General features: G+C 72.1%; 11 protein-coding genes. 4 read left to right on the forward strand and 7 right to left on the reverse strand.

Features of this window, described 5'->3' with window-relative positions:
• Positions 1 to 57 precede the first annotated feature (57 nt).
• Positions 58 to 1,101 carry a LacI family DNA-binding transcriptional regulator gene (locus tag BJ979_RS00790; RefSeq protein WP_179564267.1) on the reverse strand — a complete coding sequence of 348 codons (1,044 nt, stop codon included), beginning with the start codon at positions 1,099 to 1,101 and terminating at the stop codon, positions 58 to 60.
• Positions 1,102 to 1,457: 356 nt separating this feature from the next.
• On the opposite strand from BJ979_RS00790, the gene BJ979_RS00795 reads away from it, so the two are divergent.
• Both BJ979_RS00795 and BJ979_RS00800 read left to right on the forward strand, forming a co-directional pair.
• A complete protein-coding gene (locus tag BJ979_RS00795) occupies positions 1,458 to 3,050 on the forward strand; it encodes an L-serine ammonia-lyase (protein WP_179564269.1) in 1,593 nt (530 codons plus the stop codon).
• 161 nt (positions 3,051 to 3,211) lie between these two features.
• Positions 3,212 to 9,217 (forward strand): GH92 family glycosyl hydrolase, encoded by a 6,006-nt coding sequence (locus BJ979_RS00800; RefSeq protein ID WP_179564271.1) that lies wholly within the window; start codon positions 3,212 to 3,214, stop codon positions 9,215 to 9,217.
• Positions 9,218 to 9,365: 148 nt separating this feature from the next.
• On the opposite strand, the gene BJ979_RS00805 is transcribed toward BJ979_RS00800, so the two are convergent.
• From BJ979_RS00805 to BJ979_RS00820, 4 genes are all read right to left on the reverse strand, one after another.
• Positions 9,366 to 10,442, reverse strand: a complete 1,077-nt coding sequence (locus BJ979_RS00805) for an FUSC family protein (RefSeq protein ID WP_179564273.1) — start codon at positions 10,440 to 10,442, stop codon at positions 9,366 to 9,368.
• An 85-nt stretch (positions 10,443 to 10,527) separates the two neighbouring features.
• On the reverse strand, positions 10,528 to 11,484 hold the full coding sequence (locus BJ979_RS00810) for a M23 family metallopeptidase (RefSeq protein WP_179564275.1): 957 nt from the start codon (positions 11,482 to 11,484) through the stop codon (positions 10,528 to 10,530).
• A 275-nt stretch (positions 11,485 to 11,759) separates the two neighbouring features.
• A complete protein-coding gene (locus BJ979_RS00815) occupies positions 11,760 to 12,647 on the reverse strand; it encodes an inositol monophosphatase family protein (RefSeq protein WP_179564277.1) in 888 nt (295 codons plus the stop codon).
• A 73-nt stretch (positions 12,648 to 12,720) separates the two neighbouring features.
• Positions 12,721 to 13,431 (reverse strand): GrpB family protein, encoded by a 711-nt coding sequence (locus BJ979_RS00820; protein ID WP_218853403.1) that lies wholly within the window; start codon positions 13,429 to 13,431, stop codon positions 12,721 to 12,723.
• A 123-nt stretch (positions 13,432 to 13,554) separates the two neighbouring features.
• Between BJ979_RS00820 and BJ979_RS00825 the strand changes: the two genes are divergently transcribed.
• Positions 13,555 to 14,220 carry an XRE family transcriptional regulator gene (locus tag BJ979_RS00825; protein ID WP_179564279.1) on the forward strand — a complete coding sequence of 222 codons (666 nt, stop codon included), beginning with the start codon at positions 13,555 to 13,557 and terminating at the stop codon, positions 14,218 to 14,220.
• 5 nt (positions 14,221 to 14,225) lie between these two features.
• Here the strand turns inward: BJ979_RS00825 and BJ979_RS00830 are convergent, their stop codons facing one another.
• Positions 14,226 to 15,344 carry an NAD(P)/FAD-dependent oxidoreductase gene (locus BJ979_RS00830; RefSeq protein ID WP_343046534.1) on the reverse strand — a complete coding sequence of 373 codons (1,119 nt, stop codon included), beginning with the start codon at positions 15,342 to 15,344 and terminating at the stop codon, positions 14,226 to 14,228.
• A 224-nt stretch (positions 15,345 to 15,568) separates the two neighbouring features.
• On the opposite strand from BJ979_RS00830, the gene BJ979_RS00835 reads away from it, so the two are divergent.
• Entirely contained in the window at positions 15,569 to 16,063 is a 495-nt protein-coding gene (locus BJ979_RS00835) for a VOC family protein (RefSeq protein ID WP_179564281.1), read from the forward strand.
• 9 nt (positions 16,064 to 16,072) lie between these two features.
• On the opposite strand, the gene BJ979_RS00840 is transcribed toward BJ979_RS00835, so the two are convergent.
• Positions 16,073 to 16,927 carry a hypothetical protein gene (locus BJ979_RS00840; protein ID WP_179564283.1) on the reverse strand — a complete coding sequence of 285 codons (855 nt, stop codon included), beginning with the start codon at positions 16,925 to 16,927 and terminating at the stop codon, positions 16,073 to 16,075.
• Positions 16,928 to 16,982: the final 55 nt, after the last annotated feature.

A 16,982-nucleotide genomic window follows, 5' to 3' on the forward strand; every position in this document is an offset into this window, starting at 1 on the left:
CGGGGCGCCAGGTGCGCTGAACGCAGGACGTGGGATGCGGTGCGCGGGACGGCGCGATCAGGCGCGCGGCGGGCGCTCGCCCGAGCCGCGCGTCACGAGCCGGGTCGGCAGGCGCACCAGCTCGGTGTCGCGGCGCGGATCGGCGAGCCGCTCGACCACGAGCCGCGCCGCCTGGGCGCCCATCGCGCGGGCGTCGTGCGCGACGACCGTCACGCCGAGCACCTCGGCCAGGTCGAAGTCATCGAAGCCGACGAGCGCCGTCGTCGTGTCGCCGCGGCGGGCCAGCTCGCGCAGCACGCCGAGCGTCGCGCGGTTGTTGCTGGCGAAGATCGCGGTCGGCGGATGCGCGGCGTCGAGCAGCTCGCCGGTCACACGCGCGGCGACCTCCGGGTCGTGGGCGCCCTCGCGCACGAGCTCGCGCCAGTCGGACGCGACCGAGGGGGCCGTCGCCGCGGACCCGGTCGCCGCATCCATCGTCGCCGTGAAGCCGTCGAGACGCTCGCGGTAGGTGGGCAGGCGCTCGAAGTCGCCGAGAAAGGCGATGCGGCGGTGACCGCCGGCGAGCAGGTGCTCGGCGGCCGCGCGGGCGCCGCCGACGTTGTCGAGCACGATCGAGTCGGCGTCGAGGTCGGTCGGCGCACGGTCGACGAAGACGACCGGCACCCCGCGCCGCTGCAGTGCCGCGTAGGGCGCATGCGAGGTCATCGCCGAGGCCGCGATGACGGCGCGCACCGAGCGGCGGGCGAGCTCGTCGACGAGCACCTCCTCCTGCGCGGCCGACTCGTCGGAGCTGCCGAGGGTGACGCTGAGCTGGTGCGCGCGCAGCTCGCTCGCCGCGCCCTGCGCGAGCACGGCGTAGAAGGGGTTGGCGAGGTCGCCGGTGACGACGCCGACGAAGCTGGAGGCGATTCCGCGCGCCAGCAGGCTGGCCGAGGAGTTGAGCTGGAAGCCGAGATCGCTCGCCGCGGCGAGCACCTTCGCGCGGGTCTCCTCGCGCACATGCTGCTCGCCGTTGACGGCGCGCGACGCCGTCTTCAGGCTCACGCCCGCCCGTGCGGCCACGTCGGCGAGCGTCGTCGCGCCCGAGGCGGGAATACCCACGGTGGTCCTTCTCTCGATCCATTCGACGCGATGCTCGCGCCGCCACCGGGCCGCGTCGACGCATCCGAGGATGAGTCACTCTCGACACCGGGCGGCGCCAAGTCTGCCACCGCGGTGACAACGCTGTCACCGGACTCGCTGAGTGCCCGGCGCGTCGACCGGCGCTCCGATCGTGCGCGGCGGGCCGATCCGCGCATCCGGATCGACCCGCTGACACGATCCGCGCACCGCCCGGGCGGGTAATCTGCCCGTGCGACGACGCCACCAGCGCCGCCGCCGTCGCGGCCGCCCCGCCGGAGTGGTCGCCGCGTCACAGTGTCGCGCAACCCTGCGGCGTCCGGCGACGAGGCACCGTCATGCACCGCAGCAGCGCATCCGCTCCCGCATCTGCTCCCGCGACCAGCACTCCCCTGCCGACGCCGAGCCTGCGCCGGATCCCGGCTCCGTTCTCGGCAGCGACGGACAGCGGCACGGCCCGCGCGTCGGGCGCGTCCGGCTCGTCGGGCTCGTCCGGCTCGTCCGGCTCGGCTGGCACGCACGCGAGCGCCTACGTCTCGGCCCTCGAGCTGTTCTCGATCGGCATCGGCCCGTCGAGCTCGCACACGGTCGGCCCGATGCGCGCCGCCCGCGACCTCATCGAGCGGATGCGCACCGCCGGCACGCTCGACGGCGCCGCCCGCGTCACGGTCGAGCTGTTCGGCTCGCTCGGCGCGACCGGCATCGGCCACGGCACGCCCGACGCGATCGTCGCCGGACTCACCGGGGCCGAGCCCGAGACCGTCGACCCGGATGCCGTGCGCGCCGCCTGGAGCGGATGGCACGACGGCGACGAGCTGCTGCTCGGCGGCAGCCGGCCGATCGCCTTCGCCCGCGCCGACGTGACCTTCTCGCCGTTCACCCGGCTGCCCGGGCACCCCAACGCGCTGACCTTCGTCGCCCTCGATGCCGACGGCGGGGAGCTCGCGCGCGAGACCTACTTCTCGGTGGGCGGCGGGTTCATCCGCCGCGATGGCGAAGAGGACGGAGCGGACGGCGGCAGCGAGGCGAGCACCGCCGCCGCGGCCGCATCCGCTCCCACCGCCTTCCGCACCGCCGATCAGCTGCTCGCCCTGTGCGCCGCCGAGGGCGCCACGATCGCCGAGCTGGCACGCCGCTCCGAGCTCGAGACGCATCCCGGCCGCAGCGAGGCCGAGCTGGATGCGGGGCTCGACGCCATCTGGACGGCCATGACCGAGTGCATCGACGCGGGCTTGCACCACGACGGCCTGCTGCCCGGCGAGCTGAAGGTGCGCCGACGCGCGGCCGCGATCCGCGGCCAGCTCGAGGCCGAGCCGACGACGGCGCTGCCCGGCGACTGGCTCGGCATCTACGCCCTCGCGGTCAACGAGCAGAACGCCGCGGGCGGTCGCGTCGTGACGGCGCCGACGAACGGCGCGGCCGGCATCCTGCCCGCGGTCGCCCGCTACTGGCTCGACTTCCTCTGCACGCGCGACACCGACGAGGAGGCGCGGGCGGGCCTGCGCGAGTTCCTGCTGACGGCGACGGCGCTCGGCTCGCTGTTCCGCGCGAACGCCTCGATCTCGGGAGCCGAGGGCGGATGCCAGGCGGAGGTCGGGTCGGCGAGCGCCATGGCGGCCGGCGGGCTCACGGCCGTGCTCGGCGGCACGCCCGCGCAGGTCGAGAACGCGGCCGAGATCGCGATGGAGCACCACCTGGGCCTCACCTGCGACCCGGTCGGCGGCCTCGTGCAGATCCCCTGCATCGAGCGCAACGCGATCGCCGCATCCACCGCAGTGACGGCGGCGCGACTGGCGCTGCGCGGCGACGGCACGCACCACGTCTCGCTCGACACGGTGGTCGAGACGATGCGGCAGACGGGCGCCGACATGTCGACGAAGTACAAGGAGACGAGCGAAGGCGGTCTCGCCGTCAACGTCGTGGAGTGCTGAGCCGCCACGCCGACCCCTGAACCACCGGCGACGGATGCGTTAACGGCAGAACACGCGGCAACGGCTTGACAGCGTTGTCAGGTTCCCCACAGACTCACCTGTGACAGCGCTGTCATCACCAGACGGCGCACTCCACCCCCCGAAACACCCGGAGCCAGACAATGCCGTCGATCTTCTCTGCGCTCACGCCACGGCGTGCCCGCACCGTCCACCGCTCACGCGGCGCCACACCGCCCGGAGGCCTCGGCGCCTCCGCCGCGGCGAGCGTCGCCGACACCGCCGGCCACGCCGACGCCGTCACCCTGACCCCGCGCCTCAGCCCGGTCGCCGCGATCGCGCTCGTCGCCGCCGTCGCGACCGCCGCATCCGGTCTCGCGCTCGTCGCCCCGACCCCGGCCGTCGCCGCCGCCGGAACGCCGCTGTTCCTCTCCTCGTTCGAGCAGGCCGACCCGCAGCCGCAGGCCAGCACCCCGTGGGGCGACCAGACGAACATCTCGGGATCGACCTTCGGCAAGGGCAGCAAGCTCGCCACGGTCACCAAGGCCGACGCCTCGGCCGAGAACCCCCCTGGCGAGGTCGCCGCGAACGCCGCTGACGGCTCGAGCAGCACCAAGTGGCTCGCGTTCCAGAGCACCGGCTGGCTGCGCTACCAGCTCTCGAGCGCGCAGCAGATCGACTCGTACACGATCACCAGCGGCGGCGACGCCCCCGAGCGCGACCCCAAGAACTTCACCGTTCAGGGATCGAACGACGGCAGCACCTGGACCGACGTCGACACCCGCGCGAACCAGACCTGGTCGGGCCGCCTGGTGAAGAACAGCTACAAGCTCAGCACCCCGGTCAGCTACAGCTGGTACCGCCTCAACATCACGGCCAACGGCAGCGGCGGGCTGATCCAGCTCTCCGACTGGGACATCCTCGACTCGACCCAGCAGACCCCGCCGCCTACGCCGATGGTCACCACCGTCGGCAACGGCCCGGTCTCGGCCTACAACATCAAGCCCAACGCCGGCTTCAGCGGACTCAAGGCGCTGCGCTACGGCGGCAGCCCGGTCGCGAACGGCGAGACGACGGCGCAGAACGTGCTGTTCGACAAGCTGAACCTCACGGTCGGATCCGACACGCAGCTGAGCTACAAGATCCTGCCCGTGCTGGACGACGCGCTCACCTACTCGGCCACCTACGCCGCGATCGACCTGGTCTTCTCCGACGGCTCGCGCCTGTCGAAGAAGGGCCTGCTCGACGGCAACGGCTTCGGCGCCTCCGCGCGCGAGCAGGGCACCAGCAAGGCGCTCTACGCCAGCCAGTGGAACTCGGTCAAGATCGACCTGAAGGGCCTGCAGGGCAAGGTGATCGACAAGATCCTCTTCGCCTACGACGACCCGAACGGCCAGAGCGGCCACGGCTTCTCGGGCTGGGTCGACGACATCACCCTCGCCCCGAAGGTCGCCGTCGACGGCTCGAGCCTCGTGAACTGGGTCGACACCCGCCGCGGCACGCTCTCGAGCGGCGGCTTCTCGCGCGGCAACAACATCCCCGCCACCGCGGTTCCGAACGGCTTCAACTTCTTCACGCCGATGACGAACGCGAACACCGACTCGTGGCTCTACAACTACGCGAGCGACAACACCGCGAACAACCTGCCGCGTCTGCAGGGCATCGGCATCTCGCACGAGCCGAGCCCCTGGATGGGCGACCGCAACCAGCTCGCCGTCATGCCCGGCACCTCGGCCACGCCGAGCTCGACCCTGACCGCGCGTCAGCTCGAGTTCAGCCACGGCACCGAGATCGCCCGCCCCGACCTCTACAGCGTGAAGTTCACGAACGGCATGATCGCCGAGGTCACCCCGACCGACCACGGTGGCGTCTACCGCTTCTCGTTCACCGGCAACACGGGCAGCGTGCTGCTCGACAAGGTCGCGTCGAACTCGCTCTCGGGTCTGAACGTGGATGCCGCCGGCAAGGTCACCGGATGGGTCGACGGCGGCAGCGGCCTCAGCGCCGGACGCAGCCGGATGTTCATCTCCGGCCAGTTCGACGCCGCGCCCACGGGCGTCGGCACCGCGAGCGGCGACCGCAGCACCTCCGCCCGCTACGCCGCGTTCGACACGACCAGCACCAAGGTCGTGACGCTGCGCATCGCGACGTCGTTCATCTCGCAGGCCCAGGCCCAGAAGAACCTCGACCTCGAGGTGACCGGCAAGAGCTTCGACCAGGTGCAGAAGGCCGCTGAGGCCCAGTGGAACGCCCGTCTCGGTGTCATCACCGTCGAGGGCGCCACCGACGTGCAGAACCAGAACCTGTACTCGAACCTCTACCGCCTGAACCTGTACCCGAACTCGCAGTTCGAGAACACGGGAACGGCCGCGGCGCCGAAGTACCAGTACGCCAGCCCGGTCGCACCCAAGCAGGGCGAGGCCACGGCGACGACGACCAACGCCCAGATCAAGGACGGCAAGGTCTACGTCAACAACGGCTTCTGGGACACCTACCGCACCGTGTGGCCCGCCTACTCGCTGCTCTACCCGCAGATGGAGCAGGAGCTCGTCGACGGATTCGTGCAGCAGTACCGCGACTCCGGCTGGGTCGCGCGCTGGTCGTCGCCCGGCTACGCCGACCTCATGACCGGCACCAGCTCGGATGTGGCCTTCGCCGACGCGTACCTCAACGGCGCGCTCGACACGAAGACCGCGCTCGAGGCCTACGACGCCGCGCTGAAGAACGCGACCGTGCTGCCGACCTCGAGCGCCGTCGGGCGCAAGGGTCTCGACACCTCCACCTTCCTCGGCTACACCTCGGCATCCACCGGCGAGAGCGTCTCGTGGGGTCTCGAGGGCGGTACGAACGACTACGGCATCGGGCGGATGGCGGCGAAGCTCGCCGACGACCCGGCCACGCCGGAGTCGCGTCGTCAGACGCTGAAGGAGGAGTCGGAGTACTTCCTCGCCCGCTCGTGGAGCTACGTCAACCTGTTCGACAAGGACGCCGACTTCTTCCAGGCCAAGAACGCCGACGGAAGCTGGCACATCCCGAGCGACAAGTTCGACCCGAAGTCGTGGGGTGACGCGTTCACCGAGAGCGACGGCTGGAACTTCGCGTTCCACGCCCCGTTCGACATCGACGGCCTCGCCGCGCTCTACGGCGGCACCGCCGGCCTCGACGCGAAGCTCGACCAGTTCTTCTCCACCCCGGAGAAGGCGGACACCCCCGGCGGCTACGGCGGGGTCATCCACGAGATGCTCGAGGCGCGCGACGTGCGCATGGGCCAGCTGGGCATGAGCAACCAGGTCTCGCACCACATCCCGTACCTCTACGCCGCGGCCGGCGACCCGGCCAAGTCGCAGAAGGTCGTGCGCGAGATCACCCAGCGTCTCTTCGTCGGCAGCGACATCGGCCAGGGCTACCCGGGCGATGAGGACAACGGCGAGACCAGCGCCTGGTACATCTTCTCGGCGCTCGGCTTCTATCCGGAGGCCGTCGGCTCGGGCGAGTACGTGATCGGATCGCCGATCTTCACCAAGGCGACGGTGCACCTGGCGAACAACAAGAGCCTGGTGATCAACGCCCCGAAGAACAGCGAGAAGAACCTCTACATCCAGTCGGCGACCTTCAACGGCAGCGCGCTGAACTCGGCCGTCATCCCGACGACCACGCTCAACCAGGGCGGCACGCTGAACTTCGACATGGGCGCCTCGCCCAGCGACTGGGGCAAGCGCACCTCCGACCAGAGCGCGCGCGTTCCGCACGTCGACGCCACGAAGACCGGCTTCGGCACCACCAAGGTCTCCGACGAGACGGATGCGAAGAACCTCACCGACGACAACTCCCGTTCGTCGGCGACCTTCAACTCCGCCACGCCGTCGATCGAGTGGACCTCGGCCAGCGGCCCCGTGCAGCTGACCTCGTACACGCTGACGAACGGCGCCACCGGGTCGACCCCGACCGCCTGGACCCTCGAGGGCTCCAGCGACGGACAGACCTGGCTGAAGCTGGATGAGCGCTCGAACGAGAAGTTCGCCTGGGCGACGCAGACGCGTCCCTTCGTGATCCCCTCGGCCGGAGATCCCGGATCGAAGTCGGCCCCGGCCGCCTACGACCACTACCGCCTGCACATCACGGCCACGAGCGACGGCAAGCCCGCCACTCTCGCCGAGATCGAGCTGCTCGCCGACCCGGCCGCCGCCTCGGGCGAGTTCCGCCTCGACGCCGCACCCGGCATCACCGGCACCGTCGGCGCCACCATCACCGCCCCGCTCGCGACCCTCTCGGGTGGCAAGTCGGCCGACGCCGCGGCGTACACCGCGACCGTCGACTTCAAGGACGGCAAGGCAGCGCAGAAGGCGACGCTCACCAAGGCGCCGCTCGGCGGATGGCAGATCACCTCGCCCCACACCTTCGACAAGGCCGGCGTCTACACGGCGCAGGTCACCGTCGGTGAGGAGATGAACCAGGCCACCACGACGGCCACGATCACCATCACGCGCGACGCCTCCTTCACGGGAGCGCTCGACAGCGTCTGCATCGGCGACACGCCCGTGGACGGCAAGGCGGGAACGGCCGCGAACTGCGACACGCTCGGTGCGGGCTTCGTCCGCTCGAAGCTCGCCGCGAACGGCTTCGTGCAGGGCACCACGGTGAAGGTCCCCAACAGCGACCTCACCTTCGACCTGCCGGCGATCCCGGCCGGTCAGCCCGACAACGCCACCGGCCGCGGTCAGACGATCGCGTTCGACGCGGGCACCGGAGCGACGAGCCTGTCGTTCATCGGCACCGCGACGGAGAAGAACCTGTCGCGCACCGACGGCAAGGTGAACTACACCGACGGATCGTCCGACCCGCTGACCATCGCCCTGGGCGACTGGACCGCGGCCGCGGCGACCCCGCAGTTCGGCAACACGATCGTGGCGAAGTCGGAGGGCCGCACTCAGGGCGCCTCCAACACCGACACGGCTGTGGCGGCGATCTACGCGACGGCGCCGTTCACCATCCCCGTCGGCAAGACGGTCGCCTCGGTGACCCTGCCCAAGGAGCCCGGCTCGGCGAAGCCCGACGGACGCCTGCACATCTTCGCGATCGCCTCGAACGGCACGCGCACGGCTGAGACGGCGCCGCTCGCGGCGATCGGGTCGACCGTCGCGGGCCAGACGAGCGGCACCGAGTTCACGGCGACTCTCGCCACGGCGACCGGCGGCCACGCCGGTGCGTCGAGCACCGCCACCGTGAACTGGGGCGACGGAACCGGCGTCACCGCCGGCGCCGTCACCGCCGCGGAGGGCGGAGCGTCGATCGCCGGAACCCACACCTACGCCGCGGCCGGGAAGTACACGGTCACGGTCACGGTGGATGACGGCATCCGCAGCGCGACCACGACCACCACGGTCGAGGTCACCGACCCGGTGCACTACACGCCGAGCATCCAGGTGCCCTCCGAAGCACACGCGGGCGACACGGTCACCGTCACCGGCAGCGGCTTCGCCGCCGGCGAGGATGTGAAGGTCACGCTCTCGAGCTCCGACGCCGGCGTCACGGTGAAGGCGAACGACAAGGGCGAGATCACCGCGACCCTCACGATTCCGGCTGACGCCGCCGTGGGCACCACCTACCCGGTGTCTGCTCTCGGCTCGGTGTCGAAGGTCGCCGTGAGCGGCAGCTTGAAGGTCACCGCGAAGACCACGACCCCGCCCGAGGGCGGAACGTGCTCGGTCAGCATCTCGGTGCAGATCATCCGCGCGGGTGGCTCGTTCCAGATCTCGATCAGCGGCTTCGGCAAGAGCGAGCGGGTGCGGGTCATCCTGCACTCCGACCCGGTCGTGCTGGGCGAGTTCCAGGCCAACGCCGATGGCGTGCTCGATGGCGCGACGGTCAGCATCCCCGCTGACACGCCGGTCGGACAGCACACCATCGAGGTGCTCGGTCTCGAGTCGGGGCTCAGCGCCACGACGCCGCTGACTGTGGCCGCCACGGTGCCGCAGGCCGACGGCCAGGCCCCGATCCTGCCGGGCGCATACCGCGGCCTCGCAGCGACCGGTGTCGACGGAGCCCAGCCGGTCGGAGCGCTCGCGCTCGGCGCGATCGGCGCGGGCGTGCTGGCCATCGTCGCCGGCGGATGGCTGCTGCGCCGCCGCCGTCGCGGTGACGACGTCGCCGGCATGACCGAGGAGGGCTGACACCACCAGCACTCCTCCCGCCCTCAACCGGTTTCTTCGGGTGAGCTGAGCTGAGGGCCCCGGACGGCGTCCGCACCACGTGTGCGGGCGCCGTCCCTTTCTGTGTCAGCGCTCCCCGCGATGCGCGCTCGATACGGCGGGAGGTGGGTCAGCGAGGGGATGCGTCCGCGGCGGCGGCGCGGTTCGCGAGCGGCCGCGTCGCGAGTCCGACGAGCACCGCCACCGCCGCGCCCACGACCGTCTCGGCGAGACGCTGCAGCGCGATCGGCACCGGGTCGGAGGGATGCGCCGCGTGCGCGATCAGCAGCACCAGCGGCGTGATCATCACGAGCGCGAGCGCGTAGTGGCGCACCACGACGAGTTCGACGCAGCCCTGCAGCACGCCCAGCAGCAGCGCCAGGAGCAGGCCCGGCGGCACCCCGATCGTGTCGAGGTGCAGCGCTGCAATGCCGACGAACAGCGCGCCACCCACGAGGGTGCCCAGCACGCGGTGCACAGCCCGCGACAGGGTCACACTGCTGCCCCGGGCGATCGCCAGCACCGCGAGCGCCGACCCCGCCGACCAGTAGGCGTGCGACAGGTCGAAGGGGATCGTCACGAGCGTCGCGATCGTGCCCGCCAGCACCTGACGCAGCACCTCCACGCGATCCGCCCGAGCCCGCAGCCGCGGCAGCCGCACCACCGGGATCGGACCCGTCTGCCACTTCACCCGCGGCACCCGCATGACGATCGCCGCGATGACCCACGAGATCGCGCATCCCAGCGCCACCAGCCCGATCACCAGCAGGCCGTCGCGACCGCCGCCGCCCAGGGCCACCGGACGCGCCGACTGCGCGGCCACCCCGTAGACCAGGGTGAAGAACAGCGGACCGGGCGGGCCCAGCCGCGTCGCCGAGCACAGGTACGCCGCCGCGATCGTCACCACGACCACGCCGATCACCGACAGCACGTCGTCGAACGACAGCAGCACACCCAGCGTCGCCGACGCGACCAGACCCAGCGCCACGAACGCGATCGTGCGCATCCGGTGGCGTCGGGGCAGCGAGCCGGCGTAGATCGCGGTGAACGCCCCGAGACTCGCGGCCGCACCCAGCGACAGCTGCCCGGCGAGCGCGAACACGGTGACCGGGATGAGCATCGACAACCCCGCCTGGATGGCGACTGGCCAGCGACGCGGCGATGGGTTGACGGCGACGAGGCTCCGAGCAAGGTCGGAGAACTTCATCTCGACAAGTATCCCACCGCGAGTTCAGCGCCCGCGCGCAGGGCCGGTGGAGGGGCAGCCGCATCCAACTCAAGGGATGCGGGCGTCAGCCCGTGACGTTCGCCTGCAGCCAGGTGTGCGGGTTGACCTTGGTGCCGTTGAGCTGCAGCTCGAGGTGCAGGTGCGGGGCAGTGACCGACCCGGTCGAGCCGGTGAGCGCGATGAACTGGCCCACCTGCACGGTGTCGCCGACGTTGACGGCGATCGAGCCGGTCTGCGTGTGCGCGTAGAGGAACGACACCGTCTGCCCGTTCACGGTCGACGTGATGACGAGGTGGTTGCCCCAGCCGTAGCTGTCCTGCTGCTTCTTCGTGACGACGCCGGTGGCGATGCTGTACATCGGCGTGCCCTCGTGGGCGAGGTAGTCCTGGCCCTGGTGCACCGACATGCAGGTCGAGCAGGTCGCGGGGGCGCCGAAGCCGGGGCCGAGTTTGGGCATGACCTCGTAGGGCCAGCGCACCGGACCGATGCCGGGGTTCCAGGTGTTCGCGTACTGCGCGGTGGTCGCCTTCGCGGCCTTCGCGGCGGCGGCGCGCTGGATGGCGGCGGCCGCGGCGGCGAACTCGGCCTGGCTGGTGGCGCCGTAGGCGTCGCGGCTGGTGTCATCGGCGGCGGCCGCGGCCGAGACCTGGAAGCTCTGGGTGTCGGCGGCGCTGCCGACGAGGGGCGCGCCGGTCGTGGCGGCGTTCGCGCTGGGGGTGCCGAACACGGATGCCGGAACCGAGACCGAGACGACGAGGGCGAAGACGGCGACGAGCACGGCGACCGACAGCACCTGGCGGCCGAGACCGCGATGCACGACGCCGAGTCCGCCGCGCTGACGGGGGCGCTGGGTCAGGGGGACGCGCGCCGCGACGGCGGTGCCGCGCGTCGCACCCGGACGGGCAGGGCGGGTGCGCTCGGCGCGGCTGCGCTCGGCGCGGCGGGCCGCCTCGGCGGTCTGCTGACGGGCCCGCAGATCACGGCGGGTCGGAGCAGAGCTGTCGGAGGCGGCGGGGCGCATATCAGACGCCCTCGCTGAGGGTCGACGCGGCTGTGGCGAGCGTGATGCCCGGGCTCGACAGGATGACCACGGGGTCAGCGGTCATCGTGGAACTCCAGGTCATGAGCGGCTCAGCCGAGCCGATGACGCGCGCCCGGACTCGGGTTCGGATGCGCGATGTACCCCGAAAGTGTAGAAGCGCGAGGCGGATGCCGCCACCCCTCGCTCGGGTTCCACGCGCATCCGCACCGCGCTCCCGCGAGCGCTCGCCGGGCCGAGGCGGATCGGCCGGCGGCTCAGTACCCGACGTCGGCGACCAGCGGCGCGAGCTGCGCGACCAGGTCGGGATGCCCGCCGAGCACCAGCCGGGTGTCCGGCTCGGCGCCGTCATGCCCGACGACGGCGGCCCCCGCCTCGCGGGCGATGAGCACGCCGGCCGCGAAGTCCCAGGCGTTCGTCTGCCGCTCGACATACGCATCCACACGCCCCGCGGCGAGCGCCACGAGATCGAGCGCGGCCGCCCCCATGCGGCGCAGGTCGCGCAGGTGCGGCATGAGCGCCGTGAGCGCCGACGCCTGGTGCGCCCGCAGCTCGGCGTCGTAGCTGAAGCCCGTCGCGAGCAGCACCTGCCCGAGCGGCGCCGCCGGCCGCACCGCCAGCTCGCGCATCAGACCGGATGCCCCCGGCGCGAGCGGCGCATCCACCCCCTCGCGCGGGCGCACCTCGAGGTGCGCTCCCCCGCCGCGCTGCGCCGTGAACAGCTCGCCCTCGCCCGGCGAGTAGACGACGCCGGCGAGGGCCGTCCAGGTCTGCGCGTCGGCCGGACCGCCGTCGGGCGAGCTGACGACGGCGATGCTGACGGCGTAGTGCGGGATGCCGTAGAGGAAGTTGACGGTGCCGTCGATCGGGTCGACGACCCAGGTGAGTCCCGAGCGCCCGGCGGCGGTGCCGCCTTCTTCGCCGAGGATCGCATCGTCGGGTCGCGCCGCTCCGATGCGGGTGCGGATGAGCTGCTCGACCTCGCGGTCGGCGGCCGTGACGATGTCGACCGGGCTCGACTTCGCGGCGGCGACCTCGACGCCCTCGGCCCGGCGGAGTGCGGCGAGCGCGCCGGCCTCGAGCGCGATGTCGCGCGCCAGGGCGAGCAGCTCGGCGGGATCTGCGGATGCGGCGGGATCGGTCATGCACTCAGCCAACCACGGGCGCCGGTTCCGTGCGCGGCGAGCCGACGCGCGTGGTTGACGGCCCCGGCTCGGCTCAGAGCAGCCCGTGCGCCCGGAACATCCGGTCGAGGATCTCGCGGATCACCGGCTCCTTGCGCTGGTTGTACGCCTGCACGAGTTCGGGATCGTCCGCCGTCGGCGCGGCGGCCGCGCGCTTCGCCGTCGCGTACAGCTCGCGGTCGTCGGCGTGCTCGGTGAGCCAGTCGCGCAGCATCCGATGCCGCACCGCCTCGGCCTGATCGGATCCCCAGACGTGGATGTTCGCCCGTGGCTCCGCGTTAGTGAACAGCCGGTGCTCGTGCCAGTTGCGCTCGCGCAGCACGAACACGAACCCGGCATCCTCCAGCGCGGCGGCGTAGGCGCCCTCGTCGCGGCTGTCGGCGACCGTCAGATCGATGTCGATGATCGGCTTCGCCGGCATCCCCGGCACCGAGGTCGAGCCGACGTGCTCGATCGCGAGCGCGGCCTCGCCGAGGGCGTCGCGGATGCGCGCCTCCAGTCCGCGGAACCGCTCCGGCCACGCCGGATCGGGCTCGGCGATGATCACGTGCTCGGGCTGCGCCGGCACGAGCCAGTCGACGTCGTCGGGATCGAAGTCGCTGTGGGCGACGATCGCGGGCGGCGCGGGCTCGCTCACCGCGGCCGTCTGCTCGGCGATGTACTCGCGATCCGGCAGGGTCTGCCGGTCGGTCATGTTCGTGAGATCGGCGGGAGTCGGGTCACGGGGCTGGGCTTCGTCGACCATCCCTCCACGCTACGCGTCGGGCGGGGGCTCGGGCCCGGCGCTGTCGTCCACGAGCGAGTCACGCCAGGTCACGGCTCGCCGGGAACCGTGACGGGATGCGGTGCACGGTGGCAGGGTGGGGCTATGGCGGACGAGCCCATCGAACGCACCCTCGCGGGAGTGGGCGAGCGCCTGCGCCGACTCCGCGTCAACCGCAACCTCACGCTCGCCGACGTCTCCGCGGCGACCTCCATCTCGACCAGCACGCTCTCGCGGCTGGAATCCGGATCGCGACGCCCCGCGCTCGAGCTGCTGCTGCCGCTCGCGCGGGAGTACGGGGTGCCGCTCGACGATCTGGTGGGGGCGCCGCCGACCGGCGATCCGCGCATCCACATCCGCCCCGTGCGACACGGCGGCCGCACGATCCTGCCGCTCGGCCGCGGCGCGAACGGCGTGCAGGCGGTCAAGTTCGTGCTGCCCGGTGCCACCGCCCGCGAGGTCGAGAAGCACCGCGAGCATCACGGATGGGAGTGGCTCTACGTGCTGCAGGGTCACCTGCGGCTCGTGCTCGACGACGAGGAGTTCGTGCTCGGCTCGGGCGAGGCGGCCGAGTTCGACTGCCGCACCCCCCACTGGCTGGGCAGCGCCGACGGCGAGACGGTCGAGTTCCTGGGGCTGTTCGACGCGGAGGGCCGCCGCGTGCACGGGGTGCCTCCGGTCGCGGCCGCGGTGCCGGTGCCGGCTCCGTCGAGCGACGCGGACGGCTCCGGCGGGCCGGACGACGCCGAGGCGGCGACGCCCGAGGCCTGAGCGCGTCAGACCTCCGCCCGCTCGACCGCCTCGCGCACCTCGGTCGCCACGAGCGCCGCGTTGACCTGCGCCCCGACCATCGCGCCGGCGGAGGCAGCCGCGCCGACCTGCGCCATGATGTCGGTCGCGTTGCCGGCGACCCAGACACCCGGAACCGCCGTCACGCCGAAGGGCGTCGCCGGCAGCTGCTCGCCGCGGCCCATCGGGTGCGTCTCGGCGCGCAGACCGAGCGGCGCGAGGAAGTCGAGGTGCGCGACCGGCACCGACGCCACCACGAGTGCGTCGAACGACACGAGCGCCCCGTCGGCGAGACGCGCTCCGATGACTCGGGCATCCGGGCTCGCCGCATCCGCACCGCCATCGCTCACGAGCTCGACGACCTCGCCCGGCACGACGCGGATGCCGCGCGCGGCGAGACCCCGCGCATCCACCTCGTCGAAGGGCGCCGAGCTGTGCTGCAGTACCACCACGTCGGCGCTCAGCTGCCGGAACAGCTGCGCCTGGTGCACGGCCGCCGCGGGCACCTCGGCGAGCACGGCGATGCGCTGGTCGCGCACCTCCCAGCCGTGGCAGTACGGGCAGTGCACGACGCCGCGGCCCCACTGCTCGGCGATGCCGGGGATGTCGGGCAGCGCGTCGCTCACACCGGTCGCGACGACGATCTGCCGGGCCGCGAGACGGATCGGAGCGGTGGATGACGCCGCGCCCGCGTCGGCGGAACCCGCGTCGTCGACGGCGTGAGCCTCGACCACGAAGTCGCCGTCACTGCCGCTGACCGCCGTCACCCCTCCCGCGCGAACGACCCCGCCGTAGCTCTCGATCTCGGTTCGACCCTGGGCGACGAGGTCGAGCGGGTTCACGCCCTCGCGTCCGATCAGCCCGTGCACGCCGTCGGCGAAGCGGTTGCGCGGGGCTCCGGCGTCGACGACGAGCACCCGTCGGCGCGAGCGCACGAGCATGAGCGCCGCGTTGAGTCCGGCGGCCCCGCCGCCGATCACGACGGCATCCCAGCGCTCGGCGGCGTCGGCGTCGGCCAGCGGGGCGACGTCGCGCGCGAGCGGCGCCGGGGCGGCGGTCGGGATGCGGTCAGGGCTGGCGGCGATCGGGCTCTCGGGAGGATTCACCCGACCACCGTGCGCCGACCGCATCCGATCAGCAAGCATTCTTGCCACTACAGCAAGATCCGCGTCGGAGTGATCGACCGGTCGGACTACCCCCTCATCGAGAGATCCGAGCGCTCGACTATCTGCATGTCGAGAGGTCGCCGCGTCGGACTACGAGAGCGACGAATCTCCTCGGATCGCGAGGTGCCGCCCGCGGTGTCGGTGGTGCGCGCGAGCCTGGGCGCATGGCCGAGATCACGCTCTCCGGCGACCGGATCACCGGACGAGGCACCTCCCTCAACCCCTTCGTGCTACTCGACGACGCACACGGGTTCATCGGCTTCGCCACCGCCGTCTTCGGCGCGCACGAGGTCGAGCAGGCTCGCACCGCGACGCCGGGCGGGCTGCTCATCCACGCCGAGCTGCGACTCGGCGACGCACTGCTGCTGCTCGCCGACCGACAACCCGGCTGGCCGCCACGCCCGGGGCTGCTGCAGCTCTGGATCGACGACGCCTCGGAGGTCATCACGCGTGCCGAGCCGCACGGCGCGACGGTCGTGACGCCGCCGACTCCGTTCTACGGATCGCTCACGCTCGCGCGCCTGCTCGACCCGTGGGGCAACCTGTGGTGGCTCTACGAACCCGTGCCCGGCCAGCCGGATCCGCGCCCGGCCTGGGAGGGCGGCGACGACACCGTCTTCCGCACCCTCGACGAGCACCTGCGCGCGAGCGGCGGCTGACCGGCCCGCTCAGTGGAACGTCGGTTTGTCGTCCGCGGCGCGATGCCGAGGCAGCTCCGACGGGACGAGACGCGGCTGCCCCGTCAGCCATTCCTTGATGGTGCGCACCGAGCGCGGCACGATGTTGCCGCTCTGCGCCGTCGCGGAGAGGCGAATCGGCCGCCTGCGACCACGCACTCTCACCTCGAGAACCGGGCGGTCGCTCAGCTTCAGGAACATGAGCAGCAGCCCGTTCGCGGGGTGGCTCTGCACCGACTCGACGTCGTCGCGCGCGATCCGCCGGGTGCGCAGTCCCCCGCGGAGGATGAGGGTGTCACGGGTGAGTTCGGCGCCGAACCATGGCGCGCGCAGCGTCACGACGAGCAGCAGAGCACCGGGAGCTCCGATGACCGTGCACATCGCCACGCCCAGAAGCCATTGGGCGAAAGTCCAGTTCTTCGAGCCGGAGAGCTCGTCGACGAAGGGAGTGAGGAAGGCGAACGCCGCGAACGCGACGAGAATCCCCATGAGCGGTGCCGCGAGCAGGGTCTGCGCGCGCATGCTCCCGCCGAGCTGCGAGACGATCTGCCGGCGCTGGATGCCGAGACCGGTGTCGGTGTGCACGTCGGGGTTCTCCCGCAGCAGCAGCACCTGCATCACCAGCCCGATCAAGGCGAGGGCTGGAGGGATGACGATCTCGTTGCCGGGCGCGAAGGGCGGCGGATCCTTCGGATTCTCGCGCGCGGCGGCGAGCAGGATCGCGGTGATGAGCACCCCGGCTCCGCCGCCCATCCACATCAGCGCCCAGAGCGGACCGAGCGCGCGGACCACCCAGTAGGCCCGCGCCGGCAGGGGCGGGATGAAGGTGTCGGTCCAGGAGCGCATCCGCTGATTCTGAGGCACGTGCACTCCCCGCAACCACTCCCCCGAAAGCGGCGGG

Origin of the sequence: Schumannella luteola (assembly GCF_013408685.1) — a bacterium.
In the GTDB taxonomy this organism is placed as follows: domain Bacteria; phylum Actinomycetota; class Actinomycetes; order Actinomycetales; family Microbacteriaceae; genus Schumannella; species Schumannella luteola.